17 protein-coding genes are annotated in these 22024 nt (G+C 52.5%); 4 read left to right on the plus strand and 13 right to left on the minus strand.

Features of this window, described 5'->3' with window-relative positions:
* Positions 1-49: 49 nt before the first annotated feature.
* The 9 genes from bamA to rpsB form a co-directional block, all read right to left on the minus strand.
* Positions 50-2464 (minus strand): outer membrane protein assembly factor BamA, encoded by a 2415-nt coding sequence (bamA, locus tag ACLJRS_RS19550; protein WP_001240928.1) that lies wholly within the window; start codon positions 2462-2464, stop codon positions 50-52.
* Positions 2465-2495: 31 nt separating this feature from the next.
* Positions 2496-3848, minus strand: coding sequence for a sigma E protease regulator RseP (gene rseP / locus ACLJRS_RS19555; protein ID WP_000949017.1), 1353 nt, complete (start codon positions 3846-3848; stop codon positions 2496-2498).
* A gap of 11 nt (positions 3849-3859) precedes the next feature.
* Positions 3860-4717 (minus strand): phosphatidate cytidylyltransferase, encoded by an 858-nt coding sequence (cdsA, locus tag ACLJRS_RS19560; RefSeq protein WP_000922422.1) that lies wholly within the window; start codon positions 4715-4717, stop codon positions 3860-3862.
* A 12-nt stretch (positions 4718-4729) separates the two neighbouring features.
* A complete protein-coding gene (ispU, locus tag ACLJRS_RS19565; protein ID WP_000947412.1) occupies positions 4730-5488 on the minus strand; it encodes a (2E,6E)-farnesyl-diphosphate-specific ditrans,polycis-undecaprenyl-diphosphate synthase in 759 nt (252 codons plus the stop codon).
* Positions 5489-5800: 312 nt separating this feature from the next.
* Entirely contained in the window at positions 5801-6997 is a 1197-nt protein-coding gene (ispC, locus tag ACLJRS_RS19570; protein ID WP_000811905.1) for a 1-deoxy-D-xylulose-5-phosphate reductoisomerase, read from the minus strand.
* A gap of 141 nt (positions 6998-7138) precedes the next feature.
* The gene (gene frr / locus ACLJRS_RS19575) at positions 7139-7696 is read right to left on the minus strand and encodes a ribosome recycling factor (protein WP_000622423.1); all 558 of its coding nucleotides are present in this window, start codon (positions 7694-7696) and stop codon (positions 7139-7141) included.
* A gap of 146 nt (positions 7697-7842) precedes the next feature.
* Entirely contained in the window at positions 7843-8568 is a 726-nt protein-coding gene (gene pyrH, locus ACLJRS_RS19580; RefSeq protein WP_000224567.1) for a UMP kinase, read from the minus strand.
* Positions 8569-8712: 144 nt separating this feature from the next.
* Positions 8713-9564, minus strand: a complete 852-nt coding sequence (tsf, locus tag ACLJRS_RS19585) for a translation elongation factor Ts (RefSeq protein WP_000808106.1) — start codon at positions 9562-9564, stop codon at positions 8713-8715.
* Positions 9565-9821: 257 nt separating this feature from the next.
* The gene (gene rpsB, locus ACLJRS_RS19590; protein WP_000246886.1) at positions 9822-10547 is read right to left on the minus strand and encodes a 30S ribosomal protein S2; all 726 of its coding nucleotides are present in this window, start codon (positions 10545-10547) and stop codon (positions 9822-9824) included.
* A gap of 450 nt (positions 10548-10997) precedes the next feature.
* On the opposite strand from rpsB, the gene map reads away from it, so the two are divergent.
* From map to dapD, 3 genes are all read left to right on the plus strand, one after another.
* Complete coding sequence (map, locus tag ACLJRS_RS19595) at positions 10998-11792, plus strand: type I methionyl aminopeptidase (RefSeq protein ID WP_001018214.1); 795 nt, start codon at positions 10998-11000, stop codon at positions 11790-11792.
* Positions 11793-12029: 237 nt separating this feature from the next.
* Complete coding sequence (gene glnD, locus ACLJRS_RS19600) at positions 12030-14702, plus strand: bifunctional uridylyltransferase/uridylyl-removing protein GlnD (protein WP_001094519.1); 2673 nt, start codon at positions 12030-12032, stop codon at positions 14700-14702.
* Between the two features lie 29 nt (positions 14703-14731).
* Positions 14732-15556 carry a 2,3,4,5-tetrahydropyridine-2,6-dicarboxylate N-succinyltransferase gene (gene dapD, locus ACLJRS_RS19605; RefSeq protein WP_001186670.1) on the plus strand — a complete coding sequence of 275 codons (825 nt, stop codon included), beginning with the start codon at positions 14732-14734 and terminating at the stop codon, positions 15554-15556.
* A gap of 36 nt (positions 15557-15592) precedes the next feature.
* Here the strand turns inward: dapD and ACLJRS_RS19610 are convergent, their stop codons facing one another.
* Positions 15593-16894, minus strand: a complete 1302-nt coding sequence (locus ACLJRS_RS19610; protein WP_000017181.1) for an MFS transporter — start codon at positions 16892-16894, stop codon at positions 15593-15595.
* A gap of 246 nt (positions 16895-17140) precedes the next feature.
* Here ACLJRS_RS19610 and ACLJRS_RS19615 point away from each other — a divergent pair, with 246 nt between their 5' ends.
* Positions 17141-17527 carry a DUF3461 family protein gene (locus ACLJRS_RS19615; protein WP_000272193.1) on the plus strand — a complete coding sequence of 129 codons (387 nt, stop codon included), beginning with the start codon at positions 17141-17143 and terminating at the stop codon, positions 17525-17527.
* A gap of 88 nt (positions 17528-17615) precedes the next feature.
* Here ACLJRS_RS19615 and cdaR read toward each other — a convergent pair whose 3' ends face one another.
* The 3 genes from cdaR to dgt form a co-directional block, all read right to left on the minus strand.
* Positions 17616-18773 (minus strand): DNA-binding transcriptional regulator CdaR, encoded by a 1158-nt coding sequence (cdaR, locus tag ACLJRS_RS19620; protein WP_000929420.1) that lies wholly within the window; start codon positions 18771-18773, stop codon positions 17616-17618.
* 152 nt (positions 18774-18925) lie between these two features.
* Positions 18926-20353, minus strand: coding sequence for a serine endoprotease DegP (gene degP, locus ACLJRS_RS19625; protein ID WP_000753958.1), 1428 nt, complete (start codon positions 20351-20353; stop codon positions 18926-18928).
* Positions 20354-20482: 129 nt separating this feature from the next.
* Entirely contained in the window at positions 20483-22000 is a 1518-nt protein-coding gene (gene dgt / locus ACLJRS_RS19630; RefSeq protein ID WP_000146444.1) for a dGTPase, read from the minus strand.
* Positions 22001-22024 lie beyond the last annotated feature (24 nt).

A 22024-nucleotide genomic window follows, 5' to 3' on the forward strand; every position in this document is an offset into this window, starting at 1 on the left:
CGCCAAAAGTCATCGCTACACTACCAATGCATTCCTTTGCAGTGAACAATTACCAGGTTTTACCAATGTTAAACTGGAACTGCTCGGCTTTGTCTCCATCGTACTTTTTAAACGGCTGGGCGTAGGAGAAGACCAACGGCCCCAATGGGGACATCCATTGTAATGCGATACCCGCGGACATACGGATGTTGCCTGGATCGCTGTAATCCGGTACATCTGACGGCGCAGATGACGGATCCCAGTTCGTATCCCAAACGGTACCCATATCCCAGAAGAAGGAGGTACGAACCGAGTTGGCATACTTGTCGCTGATGAACGGCGTCGGGGTAATAAATTCCAGGCTGGCGACAGCCATGGCATTACCACCTACCGCATCATCTGATTTACAGCCTGATTCCTGAGTACAGTCTTCGTAATCATCATTATCGTCCCCACTAGTGTGGGCGCCATTTTTATAGACCGCTTTCGGGCCGATAGTATTCGACTGGAAACCACGCACGGTACTGGAACCACCGGCATAGAAGTTCTCATAGAACGGCATTTCCTTGCCGCCTAAACCATCGCCATAACCCCAACGAGTACGCCCCAGAACCACCCACTTGTGATCGTTATCAATAGGCACATAGGTCGCGGTATCCAGCGACACTTTGTAGTATTCGTTGTCGGAACCTGGAATCGTCACCTTACCCGTCAGGTTGACTCGCGAGCCGTCCGTCGGGAAATAACCACGGTCAAGCTTGTTATAGGTCCAGCCGTAGTTAAAGGTGAAGTCATCAGCGGCAAAACTGCTGGTATCAGCAGATTGTCCCATCGACTCAAGATAACGATCCATCGCGATCTGCGGCTGCATGTTGGACAGTTTGTTATGGACATAACCCAGACCAGCACGCAACGTGTTGTACTCGTTGATGGGGAAGCCAAGCGTCACGTCCGTACCGTAACTCTTGTTGGTATAGTCGGACAGGTCGGCATCGTCCGCCTGGAAGTCGTTATAGAAGATACGACCACCGAGGCTCACGCCGTCAACGGTAAAGTATGGGTTAGTAACGGACAGTTCGCTGTAGGTCTGGTAGTCGTTTTTGGTGCCGTTAATCCCCACGGAATAACCGGTACCTAACCAGTTGTCCTGCTGAACGCCGGCCTGGAAGCTCACGCCGCTTTCTGTACCGTAACCGATACCGAAGTTGAAGCTACCGGTATTACGCTCTTTCACCTTGTACACCACATCAACCTGATCCGGGCTACCCGGAACGCGCTGCGTGTCGGTGTCGACGGTTTCAAAGAAGCCGAGACGGTTCAGACGCTCTTTACCCTGGTCAACCAGGTCGCTGCCCAGCCACGCCCCTTCCATCTGGCGCATTTCACGGCGCAGAACGGAATCTTTTGAGGTATCGTTGCCTTCAAAGCGGATCTTACGCACGTAGAAACGGTTGCCCGCATCGACGTTCACGCGCAGTTTTACGGTTTTGTCAGCATCGTTAATTTCAGGCTGTGACTGCACGCGCGGATAGGCGTAACCATAGCGACCCAGAAGCTTTTTGATGTCATCTTCCATTTTGGTCACTTTGGTGCCGTTATAGAGCTCGCCCGGTTCAATTTTCGTCAGTTTCTCAATTTCAGCGGAATGTCCGGCCAGGTTACCGCTCACCTGAACCCCGGAAAGCTTGTACTGATCGCCTTCGGTGATATTGACGGTGATGTAGATCCCTTTCTTATCCGGCGTCAGACTCACTTGCGTGGAGTCAATATTGAAACGCGCGTAGCCGCGATCCAGATAGTAGCTGCGCAAGGTTTCAAGGTCGCCCGCCAGCTTCTGTTTCTGGTATTTACGATCGCCGACGACGTTCCACCACGGCACTTCGTCACGCAACTGGAAATGAGAAATGAGTTCTTCGGTGCTAAAGGCATGGTTACCGACGATGTTGATCTGTTGGATCTTCGCCGATACGCCCTCCTGGAACACCAGTTTAAGATCAACACGGTTGCGCGGCAGCGGCGTGACGACCGCCTTAACGCTGGCGCTGTATTTACCTACGCTATAGTAAAAGTCTTCCAGACCTTTTTCGATATCAGACAGCGTGGTGCGATCCAGAGACTCGCCAACACGTACGCCAGACGCTTCGAGGTTTTGCTTGAGCATGTCATCTTTCACCGACTTGTTCCCGGAGAAAGTGATGCTGGCAATGGTCGGACGTTCTTTTACCTGAACCAGAAGGGTATTACCATCGCGCAGGACGCGGACGTCCTCAAAGTTGCCGGTGGCGAACAGAGCGCGAATGGTGTTACTGATATCTTCATCATTAACCGTGTCGCCTGTGCGCACCGGCATACTGAGGAGAGCCGCACCAACGGCGACTCGCTGCAGGCCTTCGAAATGAATGTCCTTCACTACGAACCCTTCAGCACCGTATACGGTGGCGCTGCTGAACAGCAGCGACGCTATGAGCAACTTTTTCATCGCCATCGTTATTATGCGTTCTTCCTAACTAACTCTCTTACAACCGAGAGAAATCATTGAAAAGTGCAAGCCCCATTAACAACACCAGCAAAATCGAGCCAATGCGATAACTAAAGTCTTGAACCCGCTCGGATACCGGCCCGCCCTTAAGCTTTTCAATCGCCAGGAACAGCAGATGACCCCCGTCAAGAACGGGCAGCGGAAACAGGTTGATTATCCCTAAGTTCACGCTGATTAGCGCAAGGAACATCAGGTAATAAATCACCCCGAACTCCGCTGACATCCCAGCCCCCTGAGCGATAGAAATCGGCCCACTGAGGTTGTTCAGTTTCACATCACCGGTTATCAATTTACCCAGCATACTGACCGTCAGCTTCATCAACTGCCACGTCTTATCCGTGGCTTCGAGGATGGCGCTAAAAGGCCCATACTGGCGTATAGTCTTGTACTCTTCCGGCAGAGGAATAATTTTAGGCACCACGCCTGCAAACCCTTCCGCCTTTCCGTTAACCGATTTCGTATCCGGCGTTAACGTCAACGACAAGGCGCTCCCCTGCCTTTCAATCTCTAACGCTAACGGCTTACCGGGATTATCGCGTACAAACGTCACGAATTTCATCCACTGCGTTAACGGCTGACCATCGACTTTAACGATCCTGTCGCCCGCTTGCAAACCCGCTTTACTGGCTGCGGAATTCGCCTGCACTTCTGACAGTACCGGTTCAATCTGTGGCCCGCGGGGCCGAATCCCTAAAGAAGATACAGGATCTTGCTTATCAGGCTCAAATGCCCAGTGACGTAAATCAAGCGTTTTGTCCTGCCGCTGGTCGCTACCAAACGGCGCGACGCTCACCGTCGTCTGCTGATCGCCAATTTTGGACACCAGTTGTAAACGCACGGCATCCCAATCAGGGGTTTCGATACCATCAACAGCTTTAAGTTCCGTACCAGGCGCAATTTGCGCCTGCGCAGCAATCGAGTTGGGCGTTATTTCGCCAATGACCGGACGAACGCCTGGGACGCCGATGATAAAGACCAGCCAGTAAGCAAAGATAGCAAAAATGAAGTTCGCAACCGGACCTGCGGCAATAATTGCGGCGCGCTGGCCCACCGTTTTGTTATTGAAGGCGTGACGACGCAATTCCGGCGCTACCGGTTCGGCGCGTTCATCCAGCATTTTGACGTAGCCGCCCAGCGGGATCAGGGCGATGACATACTCGGTGCCGTACCGATCGGTACGACGCCAGAGCGCTTTGCCAAAACCGATGGAAAAGCGCTCAACTCGCACACCGCAGCGCCGGGCAACCCAGAAATGACCAAATTCATGCACAGTGATCAGCACGCCCAGTGCGATGATGAATGCAGCCAGATTCCAGAGAATACTCAGCATAAAACCTTCCGTTAGAGCGTCCTGAACACCAGTAACAACAGGCAAGCAAAGACCGGTACGGCAGCCGTCAGGCTGTCAATTCGGTCCAGAATGCCGCCATGGCCTGGAATCAAGTGGCCGCTATCCTTAATTCCTGCTTCGCGCTTAAACATACTCTCGGTGAGGTCGCCCAGTACAGAAGCCAGAGCCGCCACCACAGAGCAAATCAGCAAGATAACAGGCGCAACATTCAGATTCGCCCACATACCGTAACCCCATGAGATCACGGCAGCCGTAGCAAGCCCGCCGATAAACCCTTGCCAGGTTTTACCCGGGGAAACCTTCGGCGCCAGCTTATGTTTGCCAAATAATTTACCAAACATATACGCGCCAGAGTCCGCTCCCCAGACCAGGATCATGACATAGAGTAGCCATATTGCGCCACTGTAATGATTCTCGTCATAGTGCCAGGCGCGCAGCGCCAGCATTCCCCAGAAAAATGGCACAATAGTTAACAAACCGAAAATGAGACGCAATGTTTTTGAGTTGCGCCAGATTGCCGCCGAACCGGGATAAAATAGCACCAGCAGTAGCGCGACAACCCACCATCCTAACGATGCCCAAAGCGACATCTCAACCAGCGGTTGACGAATGTTGTGATGATACTCAGGCAACAAAAATAGCATCAGCGCCAATAACAGACCACACAGCACCGCCAGCCAAACCCGCTGTGAACGCGCGGCGAAACCGCTTAACTGTCCCCATTCCCACGCGGCCAGCATACAGACAACCAGCGTAATAATGGCGAACCCCACCGGCGGCAATAAAAAAAGCGCAGCGATGACCGCGGGTATTAACACAAAAGCAGAAATCAGGCGATACTTCAGCAAAAGCAACCCCCATCAGGCTTTGTCATCACCAAGCTCGGTACCGCCGAAACGACGCTCTCGATTAGCAAAGGCATGCAGCGCACCTTCAAAGTCTTGTTCATCGAAATCGGGCCAAAGAACATCCGTAAAGTAAAGTTCGGCATAGGCAATTTGCCAAAGCAAAAAGTTACTAATGCGATGCTCTCCCCCAGTCCTAATTACTAAATCCACAGGCGCCAGCTCATGCATACAGATTTGCTGGCCTAGTCTCTCTTCATCAATCTGATCGGGGCGCAGCACTCCAGCCTGCACCTGTTCCGCCAGTTGTCGGACTCCCTGGACAATATCCCAACGTCCGCCGTAATTCGCAGCGATATTCAGCGTTAGACCCGTATTATGGGCGGTAAGCGCTTCTGATTTGCGAATACGTTCTTGTAAACGTGAGTTGAATCGGCTGATATCGCCGATAATACGCAGGCGAACGTTATGGCGGTGCAGGCTTTTGACTTCGCTATCCAGCGCCCACACAAACAGCTCCATTAACGCGCTCACTTCCTGCGCCGGTCGGTTCCAGTTTTCACTACTAAAGGCATACAGCGTTAACGCATCAATACCGTTATTGGCAGCAAAAGAGACCGCTCGCCGGACGGACTTCGCCCCGGCTTTATGCCCAAAGGCCCGGATCTTCCCTTGCTTTTTCGCCCAGCGACCATTGCCATCCATAATTATTGCAACATGACGGCAGCCATGCGCTGGCAAATTTTCGCTTACTGGTTGAGTTGCAGACAACATAACGCGTTTTTTGTCCCTGAAAGGATTTAGCGGTACTCAGGAATACTGAAGCCTTTATACACATTCTCTTCGGTCCGCTTCGCGGATGGCTGCGCGTCATCGCCCCTGTCGTGCGCTGTCTGCGCACGCCGGGAACGTATTCGCCTGCCGTCCCGATGCGTCCTGAATGATTTTGTGTATCCACAAAAAAGCCGTGTAAAACCACGGCTAACCTGACCGAAAAAAGCCAAAAACCTGCGATCAGGTGGCGCAGACTATATCACCGAAGCCCAACGCTAACAAATAGCACGATCTTCTGTCGCGGGATAATCGTCAGCGTGAGAGCCGTATCACTTGTTTTCTGGCTACTTCACGCGCGATGGCGTCAACCTGCAATACGTCCTCAACGCTTGCCGGTTCCTGTAAATCCATCCTCTCCAGCACCGCTAAATTGAGCCCGGCGATATCGGTAAAACGAATCTGTTGCGCCAGAAACGCGGCAACGGTGATTTCGTTTGCCGCATTGAGCGCCGTCGTTGCCGCCTGACCTTGCTCAAACGCCTCCATCGCCAGCTTCAGGCACGGATAACGCTGATAATCTGGCGCGCTAAACGTCAGCGCGCTGAGTTTGCAAAAATCAAGCGGCTGCGCGCCGGACGTGACGCGATTCGGCCATGCCATCGTATGCGCAATAGGCGTACGCATGTCAGGTTCTCCAAGCTGCGCCAGGACGCTGCCGTCCTGATAACGCACCATCGAATGAATGACCGATTGCGGATGGATCAACACTTCCATCTGACGTGCGCTGGCATTAAATAACCAACGCGCTTCAATGTATTCCAGACCTTTATTCATCATGGTGGCGGAGTCGACGGAGATTTTTCGCCCCATCGACCAGTTCGGATGACGACATGCCTGATCCGGCGTCATCGCTGCCAGATCGCACATTGGCGTTTCACGAAACGGGCCACCAGACCCGGTAAGCAAAATCGACGTTACGCCATTTTGCTCAAGGTCAGCGTATCCCAGATTATGCTGAATAGATTGCGGCAAACTCTGAAAAATCGCGTTATGTTCGCTATCGACGGGTAAAAGCCGGGCGTTGCTGCGTTTTACTTCGTCCATAAACAGCCGCCCGCAGGTCACCAGCGATTCTTTATTCGCCAGCAGAATCGTCTTCCCTGCGCGAATCGCCGCCAGGGTCGGCAGTAAACCAGCCGCGCCCACAATGGCCGCCATCACATGCCCGACCTCATCAAGCGCCGCCATCTCACAGGCAGCCTGCTGACCGCTCAGAACCTCGGTGCGGCTGCCATGCTGCTGAAGCATTATTTTGAGCTGTTCTGCGCTCGACGTATCGTCCATCACGGCATAACGCGGCGAGAACTCCAGGCACTGCTCCGCCATGCGGGCGACATTTTTACCCGCCACCAGCGCGATAACGCGGAAGCTATCAGGATTATGGCGCACCACGTCCAGTGTGCTGCAACCAATAGAGCCGGTCGAGCCCAGAATGGTTAATTGCTTCATGAAACGTCCAGAAGTGTTGAAACGGAATAAAAAGCAAAACGCCGCACAGGAGACCTGATAATGTCTTCTGCGCGGCGCTTTGTACACCACTCATCCGCCAGGTTTAGCGGTGGAATGAGTTTATATCTGCGTACAGATCAATCAGAACTGCATCAGTTCTGCTTCTTTATCTGCCAACGCCGCATCCACTTTCTTAATTGCCGCGTCGGTCATTTTCTGTACTTCTTCCTGAGAGCGACGATCGTCATCTTCACTGATCGCTTTATCTTTCAGCAGAGCTTTTACTTTATCGTTCGCATCACGGCGGACGTTACGAACGGCGACACGCGCCTGCTCCGCTTCGCCACGGACAATTTTCGTCAGATCTTTACGACGTTCTTCGGTCAGCGGCGGCAGCGGAACGCGAATGTCGGTGCCCGCAGAGCTTGGATTCAAACCGAGGTCTGACGCCATGATCGCTTTTTCAACGGCTGGCCCCATAGAACGGTCAAACACGTTAATTTTTAAGGTACGGGAGTCTTCTACCGTTACGCTTGCCAACTGGCGCAGCGGGGTCGGAGTGCCATAGTATTCTACGACAATACCATCCAGCAGGCTGGGAGAAGCACGACCCGTGCGCACTTTGCTGATTTGGGTTTTGAACGCTTCAACGCATTTTTCCATGCGTACTTCAGCATCTTTTCTGATATCGCTAATCACGTTACGAATCCTTGAAAACTAGTCTCAGTCAGACCAGACGGTCACACAATATAAAGATGTGCTAAGTATAGTCTCGTTTAATTTCTGCCAGGTAATAAGACCCGTCAATAGAACAGAATCTTACCCGTATTTGGCGCTCACGGGAATTATTCCGTGATTAACGTCCCTTCTTTTTCGCCCATCACCACACGACGCAGCGCGCCCGGTTTGTTCATGTTGAAAACACGAATCGGCAGTTTGTGGTCACGAGCCAGCGTGAACGCCGCCAGATCCATCACTTTCAGCTCTTTATCCAGCACTTCGCTGTAGGTCAGCTGATCGTACATGGTCGCGGAAGGATCTTTTGCCGGATCGGCAGTGAATACACCATCCACTTTGGTCGCTTTCAGTACGACATCCGCTTCAATTTCGATCCCGCGCAGACAGGCCGCAGAGTCGGTAGTGAAGAACGGGTTACCCGTACCTGCAGACAGAATCACAACACGGTTATTACGCAGCAGGCTAATCGCCTCGGCCCAACTGTAGTTGTCGCACACGCCGTTTAAAGGAATTGCCGACATCAGGCGGGCGTTCACATAGGCGCGGTGAAGCGCATCACGCATTGCCAGGCCGTTCATGACGGTGGCCAACATGCCCATGTGGTCGCCCACAACGCGGTTCATCCCCGCTTTTGCCAGACCCGCGCCACGGAACAGGTTACCACCGCCAATCACCACACCAACCTGAATACCCAGTTCAACCAGTTCTTTGATCTCCTGAGCCATACGATCCAGTATGCTTGCATCAATACCGAAGCCTTCCGTACCCTGCAGAGCTTCGCCGCTTAATTTAAGCAGAATGCGTTTATAGACGGGTTTTGCATTGGTAGCCATGTTTCTTTCCTGAGACTGTCAACGATTGATATGAGTTAATTCCGGCGACATTGTACGTCGCATTTCAGCGCAGACGCCAGGCGTCGGCTGATTTTACAAGAGAGGCGCAAAAAGAAGCCGCCCTCAGGCGGCTCCTCAGGAAAATCAGGACTGCTTAGACATCGCAGCAACTTCTGCTGCAAAGTCAGTCTCGACTTTCTCAATGCCTTCGCCCACTTCAAAGCGGATGAAGCCAGTCACGTCAGCGTTGTGCTCTTTCAGCAGTTGGCCAACAGATTTGCTCGGTTCCATGACGAAAGGCTGACCAGTCAGAGAAACTTCGCCGGTGAATTTCTTCATGCGGCCTTCAACCATTTTCTCTGCGATTTCTTTCGGCTTACCGGACTGCATCGCGATGTCCAGCTGTACCTGGTACTCTTTCTCTACCACGTCAGCAGACACATCTTCCGGCTTAACGAATTCCGGCTTGCTTGCCGCAACGTGCATCGCCAGCTGCTTAACCAGCTCTTCGTCAGCGCCTTTAGCGGCAACCAGAACGCCGATGCGCGCACCGTGCTGGTAAGAACCCAGAACGTCGCCTTCCAGGGAAGCGACGCGACGAATGTTGATGTTCTCGCCAATTTTCGCTACCAGAGCAACGCGCTCTTCTTCGAACTGTGCTTTCAGAACTTCTACGTCAGTGATTTTGCCAGCAACAGCGGCGTCCAGCACTTTGTCAGCAAATGCCTGGAAGCCAGCATCTTTAGCCACGAAGTCAGTCTGGCAGTTAACTTCCAGAATGAAAGCGACGTTGCCGTCGATTTTGGTTTTGATTACGCCGTCAGCAGCCACGTTGCCTGCTTTTTTCGCCGCTTTGATAGCGCCAGACTTACGCATGTTTTCGATTGCCAGCTCAATGTCGCCATTCGCTTCAGTCAGCGCTTTTTTGCAATCCATCATGCCTGCGCCGGTACGCTCACGCAGCTCTTTTACCAGGGATGCGGTAATTTCAGCCATTCTAAAATCCTCGAAAGATTTGATCTGCCCGGCATCAAACCGCACAGATATAAAAGTGAAAAAGGGGGCCATATACAGGCCCCCTAACCAAACGTGATACTACCTGGTCTATAAGGGCTCTCCCCTTCATATTTCGAGCCGCAGGCGCGTTGCCTTCACTCGCTCATCCCGGTCACTTACTGATGTAAGCTCCCGGGAATTCTCGAGCTTGCCGCCTTCCTGCAACTCGAACTATTTTAGGGAGTTATCAAGCCTTATTACTCGGCTTCTACGAAGCTTTCTTCCGCCTGGGAAGCCAGATCCTGAGAACGGCCTTCACGAACGGTTGCAGCGACAGCGCCCAGGTACAGGCTAACAGCACGGATTGCGTCATCGTTACCCGGGATAACGAAGTCAACGCCGTCCGGATCAGAGTTGGTATCAACGATAGCAAATACCGGGATACCCAGGTTGTTCGCTTCTTTGATAGCAATGTGCTCGTGGTCAGCATCGATAACGAACAGAGCGTCCGGCAGACCGCCCATGTCTTTGATACCGCCCAGGCTGTTTTCCAGTTTCTCAAGCTCACGAGTACGCATCAGCGCTTCTTTCTTGGTCAGCTTTTCGAAAGTACCGTCCTGAGACTGAGTTTCCAGGTCTTTCAGACGTTTGATGGACTGACGAACTGTTTTCCAGTTAGTCAGCATACCGCCCAGCCAGCGATGGTTCACGAAGAACTGGTCGCAGCTGTTAGCAGCTTCTTTCACCGCTTCGCTTGCAGCGCGTTTAGTACCAACGAAAAGGATTTTACCTTTACGAGCAGAGATCTTGTTCAGTTCAGCCAGAGCTTCGTTGAACATCGGTACAGTTTTCTCAAGGTTGATGATGTGAACTTTGTTACGCGCGCCGAAGATGAAAGGCTTCATTTTCGGGTTCCAGTAACGGGTCTGGTGACCAAAGTGAACACCAGCCTTGAGCATGTCGCGCATGGAAACAGTTGCCATGATTTAAAACCTCTATAGATTAAGTTGGGGTTATGCCTCCACGTATCCCATATTACCGACCCCAAAGGGCACCCCGGAATATGTGCCGATACGTGTGTGTTGTTACACAAAGTGAGATTTGTCGCTCCCGTCCATCGTGTGTAGTCTTCGAATGGATCGGAAGTCCGGCGCGCTTTATACCACAAATACGCCACCGACACCAATAATTGTTGGCACTCAGTGCTGAACTGAACGATGAATTTCGTGTTACAGGCAGGCGGCAAATTTTTGCATCCCCGGGAGCTTACGGCCAGTAAGTGACTGGGGTGAAAAAATGTCGCCAACGCACCTGTGGCACGAAAGGCGAAGTTCAGAATGATTCTCAATTTGGCAGGGTACACCCCTGACTGATACCATTGTCAGCACTTACACAATTATTGCCGAAATCATCGGCACTGATGGACAGAATTCATGGCTATCTCTATCAAGACATCTGAAGACATCGAAAAAATGCGCGTCGCGGGCCGTCTGGCAGCCGAAGTGCTGGAAATGATCGAACCGTATATCAAACCGGGCGTCACCACCGGCGAACTGGACCGTATCTGTAACGATTACATCGTTAACGAACAACACGCGATCTCCGCCTGCCTCGGCTACCACGGCTATCCGAAATCCGTCTGTATCTCTATTAATGAAGTGGTGTGCCACGGCATTCCGGATGACGCTAAACATCTGAAAGATGGTGATATCGTCAACATCGACGTGACCGTGATTAAAGATGAATTCCACGGCGATACCTCGAAGATGTTTATCGTCGGCAAACCGACCATTCTCGGCGAGCGTCTGTGCCGCGTCACGCAAGAGAGCCTGTATCTGGGCATCAAAATGGTGAAACCGGGCATCCGCCTGCGCACCATTGGCGCCGCCATCCAGAAATATGCCGAAGGCGAAGGTTTCTCCGTGGTACGTGAATACTGCGGACACGGTATTGGTCGCGGCTTCCATGAAGAACCGCAGGTGCTGCATTATGATGCAGACGATGGCGGCGTCGTGTTGCAGCCTGGCATGACCTTTACCATTGAACCGATGCTGAACGCCGGGGATTACCGTATCCGCACCATGAAAGACGGCTGGACGGTAAAAACCAAAGACCGCAGCTTGTCTGCTCAGTACGAGCATACTATTGTGGTAACGGAAAACGGCTGTGAAATTCTGACGCTGCGTAAAGATGACACCATCCCGGCGATCATCACACACGACGAATAATGTTTTGCCTGATGGCGATGCCTTCGCATCTTATCAGGCCTACAAATTACACCTTTACTCAAAATCATTCGAGTTGCCTCAAGGCGGCAAGAGAGTGAATCTTCAGGAGCGTACATAAGTACGTGACTGGAGTGAACGAGCGCAGCCAACGTAGAAGCAACTTGAAGGATGAAGAGTAAATACGTAGGCCGGATAAGGCGTTCACGCCATTATCCGGCTTTTTAATGGGTGGCGCATATGAATACTCTTCCTGAACAGCACGCGAATACCGCACTCCCCACCCTCCCTGACCAGCCGCAAAACCCTGGCGTCTGGCCGCGCGCTGAACTGACCGTCGCCGGTATCAAAGCCCGCATCGACATCTTTCAACACTGGCTGGGAGAGGCATTTGACAGCGGCATTTGTGCTGAACAGCTTATTGAAGCCCGAACCGAATTTATCGACCAGTTGTTGCAACGCCTGTGGATTGAGGCCGGTTTCGGTCAGATTGCCGATCTGGCGCTGGTCGCCGTCGGCGGCTATGGACGCGGCGAACTGCATCCGCTTTCCGATATTGATCTGCTCATTTTAAGCCGCAAAAAGCTACCCGATGAACAGGCGCAAAAGGTCGGCGAGCTGCTGACTTTATTATGGGACGTCAAGCTGGATGTCGGGCATAGCGTACGTACGCTGGAAGAGTGTCTGCTGGAAGGTCTGTCTGATTTAACCGTTGCGACAAACCTCATCGAAACGCGCCTGCTGATCGGTGATGTCGCTCTGTTTCTGGCACTGCAAAAACATATTTTCAGCGAAGGTTTTTGGCCGTCCGACAAATTTTACGCCGCCAAAGTAGAAGAGCAGAACCAGCGCCACCAGCGCTATCACGGTACCAGCTATAATCTGGAGCCGGATATTAAAAGCAGCCCCGGCGGCCTGCGCGATATCCATACGTTACAGTGGGTCGCCCGACGTCACTTCGGCGCTACCTCGCTCGATGAGATGGTGGGATTCGGCTTTTTAACCCCGGCTGAGCGCGCGGAGCTCAACGAATGCCTGCATATCCTGTGGCGCATTCGCTTTGCGCTACATCTGGTGGTCAGCCGCTACGATAACCGCCTGCTGTTCGACCGCCAGTTAAGCGTCGCTCAACGCCTTAACTACAGCGGCGAGGGCAATGATCCGGTTGAGCGGATGATGAAAGACTACTTCCGGGTTACGCGTCGGGTGAGCGAACTTAATCAGATGCTGCTTCAGCTATTTGACGAGGCGATTCTGGCGCTACCTGCGGATGAAAAACCACGTCCTGTTGACGATGAGTTTCAACTGCGCGGCACGCTTATTGATCTGCGTGACGACACGCTGTTTATCCGCGAACCGCAAGCGATCCTGCGCATGTTTTATATGATGGTGCGCAATAGCGCGATCACCGGCATTTACTCTACGACATTACGCCACTTGCGCCACGCCCGCCGCCACCTGAGCCAACCGCTATGTTACATCCCGGAGGCGCGCACTCTGTTTCTTAGTATGCTGCGCCATCCCGGCGCGGTCAGCCGCGGCCTGCTGCCCATGCATCGCCACAGCGTACTGTGGGCTTATATGCCGCAGTGGTCGCACATCGTCGGACAAATGCAGTTTGACCTGTTCCACGCATACACGGTGGATGAACACACCATCCGCGTAATGCTCAAACTGGAGAGCTTTGCGAAAGAAGAGACGCGCCAGCGCCATCCGCTATGCGTCGATCTCTGGCCGCGGCTTCCCCATCCGGAACTGATCCTGATCGCCGCGCTGTTCCACGATATTGCGAAAGGACGCGGCGGCGACCATTCCGTACTGGGCGCGCAGGATGTACTCACCTTCGCCGAACTGCACGGTTTGAACTCACGCGAAACGCAACTGGTCGCGTGGCTGGTGCGCCAACACCTGCTAATGTCAGTCACCGCCCAGCGCCGCGACATCCAGGATCCGGAAGTCATCAAGCAGTTTGCCGAAGAGGTGCAAACCGAAACACGGCTGCGTTTTCTGGTCTGCCTGACCGTCGCGGACATCTGCGCGACCAACGAAACCTTGTGGAATAGCTGGAAACAGAGCCTGCTGCGCGAGCTGTACTTCGCCACTGAAAAACAGCTCAGGCGTGGAATGCAAAATACGCCGGATATGCGTGAGCGCGTGCGTCACCATCAGCTTCAGGCGCTGGCGCTGCTGCGAATGGACAATATTGATGAAGCCGCGCTGCACAAAATCTGGACCCGCTGTCGCGCTAACTATTTTGTTCGTCATAGTCCAAATCAGCTCGCCTGGCACGCACGCCATTTATTGCAGCACGATCTGCGCCAACCGTTAGTGTTGCTCAGTCCGCAGGCCACGCGCGGCGGAACCGAAATTTTTATCTGGAGTCCGGACAGACCCTATCTGTTTGCCGCCGTCTGCGCCGAGCTGGACAGGCGTAATTTAAGCGTCCATGACGCGCAGATCTTTACCACTCGCGACGGCATGGCAATGGATACGTTTATCGTTCTGGAACCAGACGGCAGCCCGCTGGCGGCGGATCGCCATGACGTTATTCGCACCGGTCTTGAACAAACCATTACGCAGCGTAGCTGGCAGCCGCCGCAGCCGCGTCGGCAACCGGCAAAGTTACGGCACTTTACGGTCGAAACGGAAGTCAATTTTCTGCCCACCCATACCGACAGAAAATCATTCATGGAATTGATCGCGCTCGATCAGCCTGGTCTGCTGGCCAGGGTCGGACAAATTTTTGCCGATCTGGGAATTTCGCTTCATGGCGCCCGAATTACAACCATTGGTGAACGAGTAGAAGATTTATTCATAATCGCCACAGCGGATCGGCGCGCACTTAATAATGTGCTGCAACTTGAGGTGCAACAACGGTTGACAGCGGCCCTCAATCCAAACGATAAAGGGTAGTGTGTTTATTTATATGAAAGAGTTTAACAATGCAGCAGTTACAGAACGTTATTGAGACCGCTTTTGAGCGCCGCGCCGATATTACGCCGGCTAATGTAGATACCGTGACCCGAGAGGCGGTAAAACAGGTCATTTCTCTACTTGATTCCGGCGCGCTGCGTGTCGCAGAAAAAATCGACGGTCAGTGGGTCACTCACCAGTGGTTGAAGAAAGCGGTTCTGCTCTCTTTCCGTATTAACGATAACCAGGTTATCGACGGTGCGGAAAGCCGCTACTTCGATAAAGTCCCGATGAAATTCGCTGATTACGACGAAGCGCGTTTTCAGAAAGAAGGCTTCCGCGTCGTTCCGCCTGCGGCCGTTCGTCAGGGCGCATTTATCGCCCGCAACACCGTGCTGATGCCGTCTTACGTTAACATCGGCGCCTACGTTGACGAAGGCACCATGGTTGACACCTGGGCGACGGTGGGTTCCTGCGCGCAGATTGGTAAAAATGTTCACCTTTCCGGCGGCGTGGGTATCGGCGGCGTACTGGAGCCGCTGCAGGCTAACCCAACCATCATTGAAGACAACTGCTTTATTGGCGCGCGTTCTGAGGTCGTGGAAGGCGTCATTGTCGAAGAAGGTTCCGTCATTTCCATGGGGGTATACCTCGGCCAGAGCACCAAAATCTACGATCGCGAAACCGGTGAAGTTCACTATGGCCGCGTACCGGCGGGCTCCGTGGTCGTTTCCGGCAACCTGCCGTCAAAAGACGGTAAGTACAGTTTGTACTGCGCGGTGATCGTGAAAAAAGTCGACGCCAAAACGCGTGGTAAAGTGGGCATTAACGAATTATTGCGCACTATTGATTAAGCGAGTGAAAAGCGGGGGCGACAGCCCCCCTTTGCATTACGGCGAATGCGGTAACACGGTTTCCGGCGCAATCTTTGCCGCAAACGCCGAAGCCAGCGCAGTCAAAACGACATAACCGGCAACCAACGTCCAACTGTTATCATAGACTGCGCTTAACGCTTTAGCGATAAACGGCGTGAATCCCCCTGCCACAACCGCCCCCAACTGAGCGCCAATTGATGAACCGCTGTAGCGTACAGGCGGATGAAACAGTCCGGCGAAAAAAGAAGGTTGCACGGCATTCAGTGAATTATGACCAATGTTAATAAGCAGAACGTAGCCCATTGTCATCAGTATGAGCGAACGGCTTTCCAGCAGCCAGAAAAAGGGAAAAGCCATTGCCGCGACAAAAAGCGCGCCGAAAATATACACCTGACGGCAGCCACGCCGATCCGACATGATGCCAAATAGCACGTGCATGGGATACGCCAGCAGACAGGTGAACATTACAATGTACAGAATAGTCAGGCTGGCAATCCCAAGCTGCGTCGTCGCCCAGGAAACCGCGAAGACGGTAGCAAGAAAAAAGGGAACGCTTTCCGCAAAACGCAGAATTATAATCAGCAAAATGCTGCGCCATTGTTCTCGTACTACTTTGACCACCGGCCTTTCTTCTCTTTGCTGCCTATGATTAATGGCCTGCTGCTTTTTAAACGCACGGAAGACAGGCGTCTCATCCAGACGATGACGCATATATAATCCCGGCAACACCAAAAGCGCACTGAGCAGAAAAGGAATACGCCATCCCCACGATAACAACGCCTCCTTCGGTAATTGGGTCACGACTATAAATACGCCTGTCGCCAATAATTGTCCCGTGAGTCCTCCTGTTTGCGATAGCGCGCTTAACCGCCCCCGGTGCTTTCCAGCAGCATATTCCACGACCATCAACATGGCGCCTCCCCATTCACCTCCAACCATAAATCCCTGTAGAAAACGCAGAATAACCAGTAAAGCAGGCGCCAGCGCGCCGATACTGGCGTAAGAAGGCAGGCAACCGATGAGAAACGTGACCGCGCCCATCCCGCCTAACGTGATTAATAACGTGTTTTTACGCCCAAGCGTATCCCCCCTGTTGCCAAAAAATAGCGCGCCCAGCGGTCGGGAAATAAATCCCACGCCGAAACTGGCAAAAGAAGATAACGTTGCAGTCAATGGGCTGGCGCCAGGGAAAAAAAGCGGGCCAAATACCAGCGCGCTTGCCAGGCCATATAATAGAAAATCATAATATTCAATGGAGTTTCCTATCCAGGCGGAAATCACCACCCGGCGAATAGTGGCATTATACGTTCCGGACATAGATTCCGCCTCTCAAGGTTATCGACCACTGCCTCCGGTCAATTTCCCACACTGACCTCAAACGCTTTCTCTATAAACGGAATATCGCGTTGAATTACTTAAGCTATCAATAACCGCCGCCCTTTTGCTCATGACGTTGCCGAGACGTCTTCTGCGATCAACTACGCTTTTTTTGTATACATTGGTGGCGAAAAACCAATTTTTCGTTAATTATTCAAAAGTTATAGTGTGATGAAGGATACCGCTATGTATGACAATCTAAAAAGTCTGGGCATTACCAATCCTGAGGAAATCGATCGTTACAGCCTGCGGCAAGAAGCCAATAACGATATCCTGAAAATCTATTTTCAAAAGGATAGAGGTGAATTCTTTGCTAAAAGCGTGAAGTTTAAGTATCCACGCCAGCGTAAAACGGTGGTGGCCGATGGCATCGGTCAGGGTTATAAAGAAGTACAGGAGATTAGCCCTAACCTACGCTATGTGATTGACGAGCTGGACCAAATCTGCCAGCGCGACCGCTCAGAACTCGATCTCAAACGTAAGATCCTCGACGACTTGCGCCATCTGGAAAGCGTCGTCGCGAATAAGATCAGTGAAATCGAAGCCGATCTGGACAAGCTTACCCGTAAGTAAGCTGTGTGTTGCCGGATGGCGACGTGTTACGCCTTATCCGGCCTACAGATATATCCCGGTAGGCCTGATAAGCGTAGCGCCGCCGGGCTTAACGCTGTTCATCCAGTTGTAGCGCCACATACAGCAACAGCCGATCGTCAAAATTTCCCAAATCCAGCCCGGTCAGTTCCGAAATACGATTTAGCCGATATTCCAGCGTGTTACGATGAATAAACAGCGCCTTAGAAGTCGCCAGCGGCTGGACATTATGGCGAAACCACGCCGTCAGCGTCCGACGTAATAACCCGTTGTTATCCATCGCTTTGAGTTTTACCAGCGGGCGCGCCAGCTCATTGGCCTGCCAGCCGCCACGCAGGCTATCTAACAGAACCGGCAGCATCAAATCCTGATAAAAATAGCTGCGGCTTTCTGGCATCCGCTGTTTGCCGACCATCATCGTGGTGCGCGCCGTGCGGTATGAGCGTGCAATACTGCCCGGCCCGGTAAAGTAATTACCCAGCGCCACGCGAAAACGTAGCTGACCATTCTCTTTCATGCGCGAGATAAGCTGCTCTACGCGCTTACGATGATCTTCAGCATCCCAACGACCAAACGAGTTTAAGGCGGGTTTGAGCACCACCATCTCGGTGAGAGAAACAATGGCTATCAGGTTGTTACGCTCCGGCGTGGTAAGCGCATTCTGCAACTGCTGAAGTTCCGCCATTGCGCTATCGACGCCAAGCTGGCCGCTGTCGACTTCCACCACCGCCGCCACACGCGGCTGGTTCAAATCGATCCCCAAACGCTGCGCCCATTCCACCAGCGCCGGCGTATTTTCTTCGGCCTGAATCAGGTTCATCACCAGCTCTTCGCGCAAACGGCTATCCTGCGCCAAAAGGTGCATTAACCGCGACTGCTCCAGCATCATTTCGGCAGTCATACACACCAGTTCGCCATATTTACGCAGGTGCTCTGGTTCGCCGGTGAGGCCGATCACGCCGACAATTTCGCCCTCAAGACGTAAGGGAAGATTAATCCCCTGACGCACCCCGTGCAGGTGTCGCGCCACGGCGTCGTCGATATCCACAACCCGGCCCTGCGACAGCACTAACAGCGCGCCTTCGTGCAATTCACCAATACGTTCCCGATCGCCGCTGCCGATAATGCGCCCGCGGGCATCCATTACGTTGATATTGGTATCGATGATGCGCATAGTGCGCGCCACGATATCCTGCGCCATTTTGGTATCAAGATGCCAGCCAGCCATAAATCCCTCCTGTGAGCAGAGCACAAGCATAAGGAAGATGACAGGTCTCGACATTGTGCAAATGCACAAAACGGTGCAAATAAGTATGGAGTTGTGGGGGGTTTCACAGAAAAGTGTTGCCCCCTTCCATGGCGGAAGGGGGACAAAGGTGATTACTGCATCAGCAAATAAATAGAACTATCACCACGCTGAATATTCAGCGCCAGAACCGACGGCTTGCTGTCGAGAATCTTACGCAGCTCGGCGATATTTTTCACCGGCTGCTGGTTAGCGCCGATAATCACATCGCCTTTTTTGAGGCCAATTTGCGCGGCGGGTGAGTTCGCTTTCACGCTGCTCACCACAACGCCTTTATCCTGGCCTTTATTGCTCATTTCAGCGCCTTCAATCCCGCTGAAGATGGTGCTGGAATCAACCTGACTCTGGCTGCTCTGCTGCAGTTCCAGATTCACCGTAATCGCTTTACCTTCACGCAGCAGACCGAGGCTGATTTTGCTGCCGACCGGCATAGTGCCGACCTGAGCGCGCAGCGCCGCAAAGCTGCTGATCGGTTTACCGTTCAGCGAGGTAATGACATCCCCGGCTTTGATACCCGCTTTCGCCGCGGACGAATTCGGCATCACCTGGCTGACGAACGCGCCTCGCTGGGCGTCGACTTTCATCGCTTTCGCCAATTCGGAATTCAGCTCAGTCCCCATGATCCCCAGTTCGCCGCGTTTCACCTGGCCGTATTCCACCATCTGCGACGTCAGGTTTTTCACCATGTTACTGGGGATAGCGAAGCCGATACCGATGTTGCCGCCGTCCGGCGCCAGAATCGCGGTGTTAATACCGATCAGCTCACCGTTCAGGTTCACCAGCGCGCCGCCGGAGTTACCACGGTTAATCGCGGCGTCGGTCTGAATAAAGTTCTCGTAATTTTCTACGTTCAGGCCGCTACGCCCCAGCGCCGAAACGATACCTGACGTCACCGTTTCGCCCAGACCAAACGGGTTACCAATAGCGACGGTATAATCCCCCACGCGCAGCGCGTCGGAGTCCGCCAGCTTAATCGCCGTCAGGTTCTTCGGATTCTGAATTTGAATCAGCGCGATATCAGAACGCGGATCTTTGCCCACCACTTTAGCATCGAATTTACGCCCATCGCTAAGCTGTACTTTAATCACGCTGGCGTTATCAACCACGTGGTTGTTGGTGACGACGTAGCCCTTCGCGGCGTCAATAATTACGCCGGAGCCCAGCGCCATGAATTTCTGTTGTTGACCGCCGTTGCCGCCGTTACCGCCGCCCTGGCAGAACGGAGAATTCTGGAACGGAGAACCGTCCTGGCAGAACGGGGAGTCATCGCCAAAGAACTGCTGGAAATTACGCGGCATACGCGGCGTATTCACCGTGGTGCTACCTTCAACATTAATACTGACCACCGATGGCATCACTTTTTCGAGCATCGGTGCCAGGCTTGGCATCTGCTGGGCAGTCATTGCTGAAGAGGACGTTTCAGCCGCCGTGGCAGACAGAGGCGACAATGCCAAACCTAAACTCAGAGCCAGTGCACTCATTGCTAATGTGGTTTTTTTCATGTGTTTCAATCTCGATTAACAGGTAACGCAAAATTGCTGTGTACGTCAGATTCATTTTATAACGCGAAGTTCCGGAATAAAGTTTCTGGAAAAAGTAAAAATTTATTGTCCATCTTTACAAAAGTCCATTTACTGTTCGACCGCCATCAAACGCCGATATTCATCCCATGCGTAAAGGTCAGTCATCCCGCTGATATAATCCTGAATCAACCGACAGCGATAATAATATTCCAGTACCGGGTACTCCGCCGAATCCGTGGGTAATTTACTGACGACTTCCACGTAGGCCAAACGATGGCGCGTAGAAAGTTTCTGAAATAAGCGCGATTCTATGGGGAAGCGTTTCAACCGTTCTTTTTCCACCAGCTCGCGAAAGTCGTTAAGCGACAAGCTTAATAGCGGCTGATAGATATCTAATAACCCGCTGATCACCCGGTATCCCTGTAGTTCAAGCTGTTCTACATCCGGATGGCTAAACACATGCTCAACCGCCACATTCTTATAGAGTTCAAGCAGGCGGCTAAAACCGCTGGCATCTTCCAGTAACGCCTGATTGAAGGTACCGGCAAAAATCTGCGGCAAATTATCAATAAAACGCTGAGCGGCATAGGGCACCAGTTTATTTAATGTATTTACGCGTAAATACATAAAAAACTGATCTTCGGTACTGCGGCTTAATGTATTGGCGCGTGATTTTTCCCACGCATTTCCTACCACCAGCTCAAACAGCGAATCCTTCTCATGGTGGCCCCACGCGTGATATAAATGGTGATAAAGCTGCTCAACGCTAAAGATTCTTTTCTCTACCGCGTCTTCAAGATCGGCGACACAATAAGAAATATCATCTGCGGCTTCCATAATCCACGTTAATGGAAAGCGACTGTAAGGCGCTAACTGCAGTTCTTTACGTAACCTCGCAATATACTTCTCTTCAGAAAGATAATAGCCCGGTTTCTTCATTAAATAGCGATGGGAATCCGGCACCGGCCCTCGCCACCATGCCGGACGGGTATATTTTAAAATTCCGCCGACCTGCGCCCAGGTAAGATTCATCCGCATGAGCGTATGTACCAGACGAATTCCCTGTGCATTGCCTTCAAAATGGCAGATATCCTGACGTACCTTGCGGCGAATATCGTTCAGATTTTCTTCGCCTTCCTGTAACCGTAGCGAGGAAACCACACAGCGATCATGCGTGAGCGGCTGACTTTCCGCATCTTCCGGATGCAGCCGCTGACGAAACCAGTCATTGATCGCCGCCTCGCCAAAATGACCGAACGGCGGATTACCGATGTCGTGCATCAGGCAGGCCATTTCCACAATACTTTCAAAGGGACCGGTCAGCGCGTCCAGGCCGTACTCCTCCAGTCGGTCTTGCTCTTTCAGACGGCTTAAAATCTCTTTCGCGATATAACGCCCTACCTGCTGCACCTCCATCGAATGCGTCAGGCGAGTACGCACCGCGGCATTGCGCTCCAGCGGGAAAACCTGCGTTTTTTGCTGCAAACGGCGTATAGCCGGAGAGTTGATAATCCGCCCGCGATCGCTTTCAAAAATCCGCAGGATCTCATGTTCCGTCTTTACGCCCTGCGGTGAACGATAACGACGATGCCAGTTAATTTTATTTCGGAAATCGATCGATGCCATATCCTCTCCCCGCCTGAGAAATGC

The sequence above is a fragment of the Salmonella sp. SAL00670 genome, assembly GCF_046552235.1.
Taxonomy (GTDB): domain Bacteria; phylum Pseudomonadota; class Gammaproteobacteria; order Enterobacterales; family Enterobacteriaceae; genus Salmonella; species Salmonella enterica.

What these genes read in the sequence shown, in the direction of transcription:
- dgt (WP_000146444.1), bottom strand. Translation starts at nt 22,000, where the DNA reads ATGGCATCGATCGATTTCCGAAATAAAATTAACTGGCATCGTCGTTAT.
- degP (WP_000753958.1), bottom strand. Translation starts at nt 20,353, where the DNA reads ATGAAAAAAACCACATTAGCAATGAGTGCACTGGCTCTGAGTTTAGGT.
- ACLJRS_RS19615 (WP_000272193.1), top strand. Translation starts at nt 17,141, where the DNA reads ATGTATGACAATCTAAAAAGTCTGGGCATTACCAATCCTGAGGAAATC.
- map (WP_001018214.1), top strand. Translation starts at nt 10,998, where the DNA reads ATGGCTATCTCTATCAAGACATCTGAAGACATCGAAAAAATGCGCGTC.
- cdaR (WP_000929420.1), bottom strand. Translation starts at nt 18,773, where the DNA reads ATGGCTGGCTGGCATCTTGATACCAAAATGGCGCAGGATATCGTGGCG.
- ispC (WP_000811905.1), bottom strand. Translation starts at nt 6,997, where the DNA reads ATGAAGCAATTAACCATTCTGGGCTCGACCGGCTCTATTGGTTGCAGC.
- pyrH (WP_000224567.1), bottom strand. Translation starts at nt 8,568, where the DNA reads ATGGCTACCAATGCAAAACCCGTCTATAAACGCATTCTGCTTAAATTA.
- glnD (WP_001094519.1), top strand. Translation starts at nt 12,030, where the DNA reads ATGAATACTCTTCCTGAACAGCACGCGAATACCGCACTCCCCACCCTC.
- rseP (WP_000949017.1), bottom strand. Translation starts at nt 3,848, where the DNA reads ATGCTGAGTATTCTCTGGAATCTGGCTGCATTCATCATCGCACTGGGC.
- tsf (WP_000808106.1), bottom strand. Translation starts at nt 9,564, where the DNA reads ATGGCTGAAATTACCGCATCCCTGGTAAAAGAGCTGCGTGAGCGTACC.
- ACLJRS_RS19610 (WP_000017181.1), bottom strand. Translation starts at nt 16,894, where the DNA reads ATGTCCGGAACGTATAATGCCACTATTCGCCGGGTGGTGATTTCCGCC.
- ispU (WP_000947412.1), bottom strand. Translation starts at nt 5,488, where the DNA reads ATGTTGTCTGCAACTCAACCAGTAAGCGAAAATTTGCCAGCGCATGGC.
- rpsB (WP_000246886.1), bottom strand. Translation starts at nt 10,547, where the DNA reads ATGGCAACTGTTTCCATGCGCGACATGCTCAAGGCTGGTGTTCACTTT.
- dapD (WP_001186670.1), top strand. Translation starts at nt 14,732, where the DNA reads ATGCAGCAGTTACAGAACGTTATTGAGACCGCTTTTGAGCGCCGCGCC.
- bamA (WP_001240928.1), bottom strand. Translation starts at nt 2,464, where the DNA reads ATGGCGATGAAAAAGTTGCTCATAGCGTCGCTGCTGTTCAGCAGCGCC.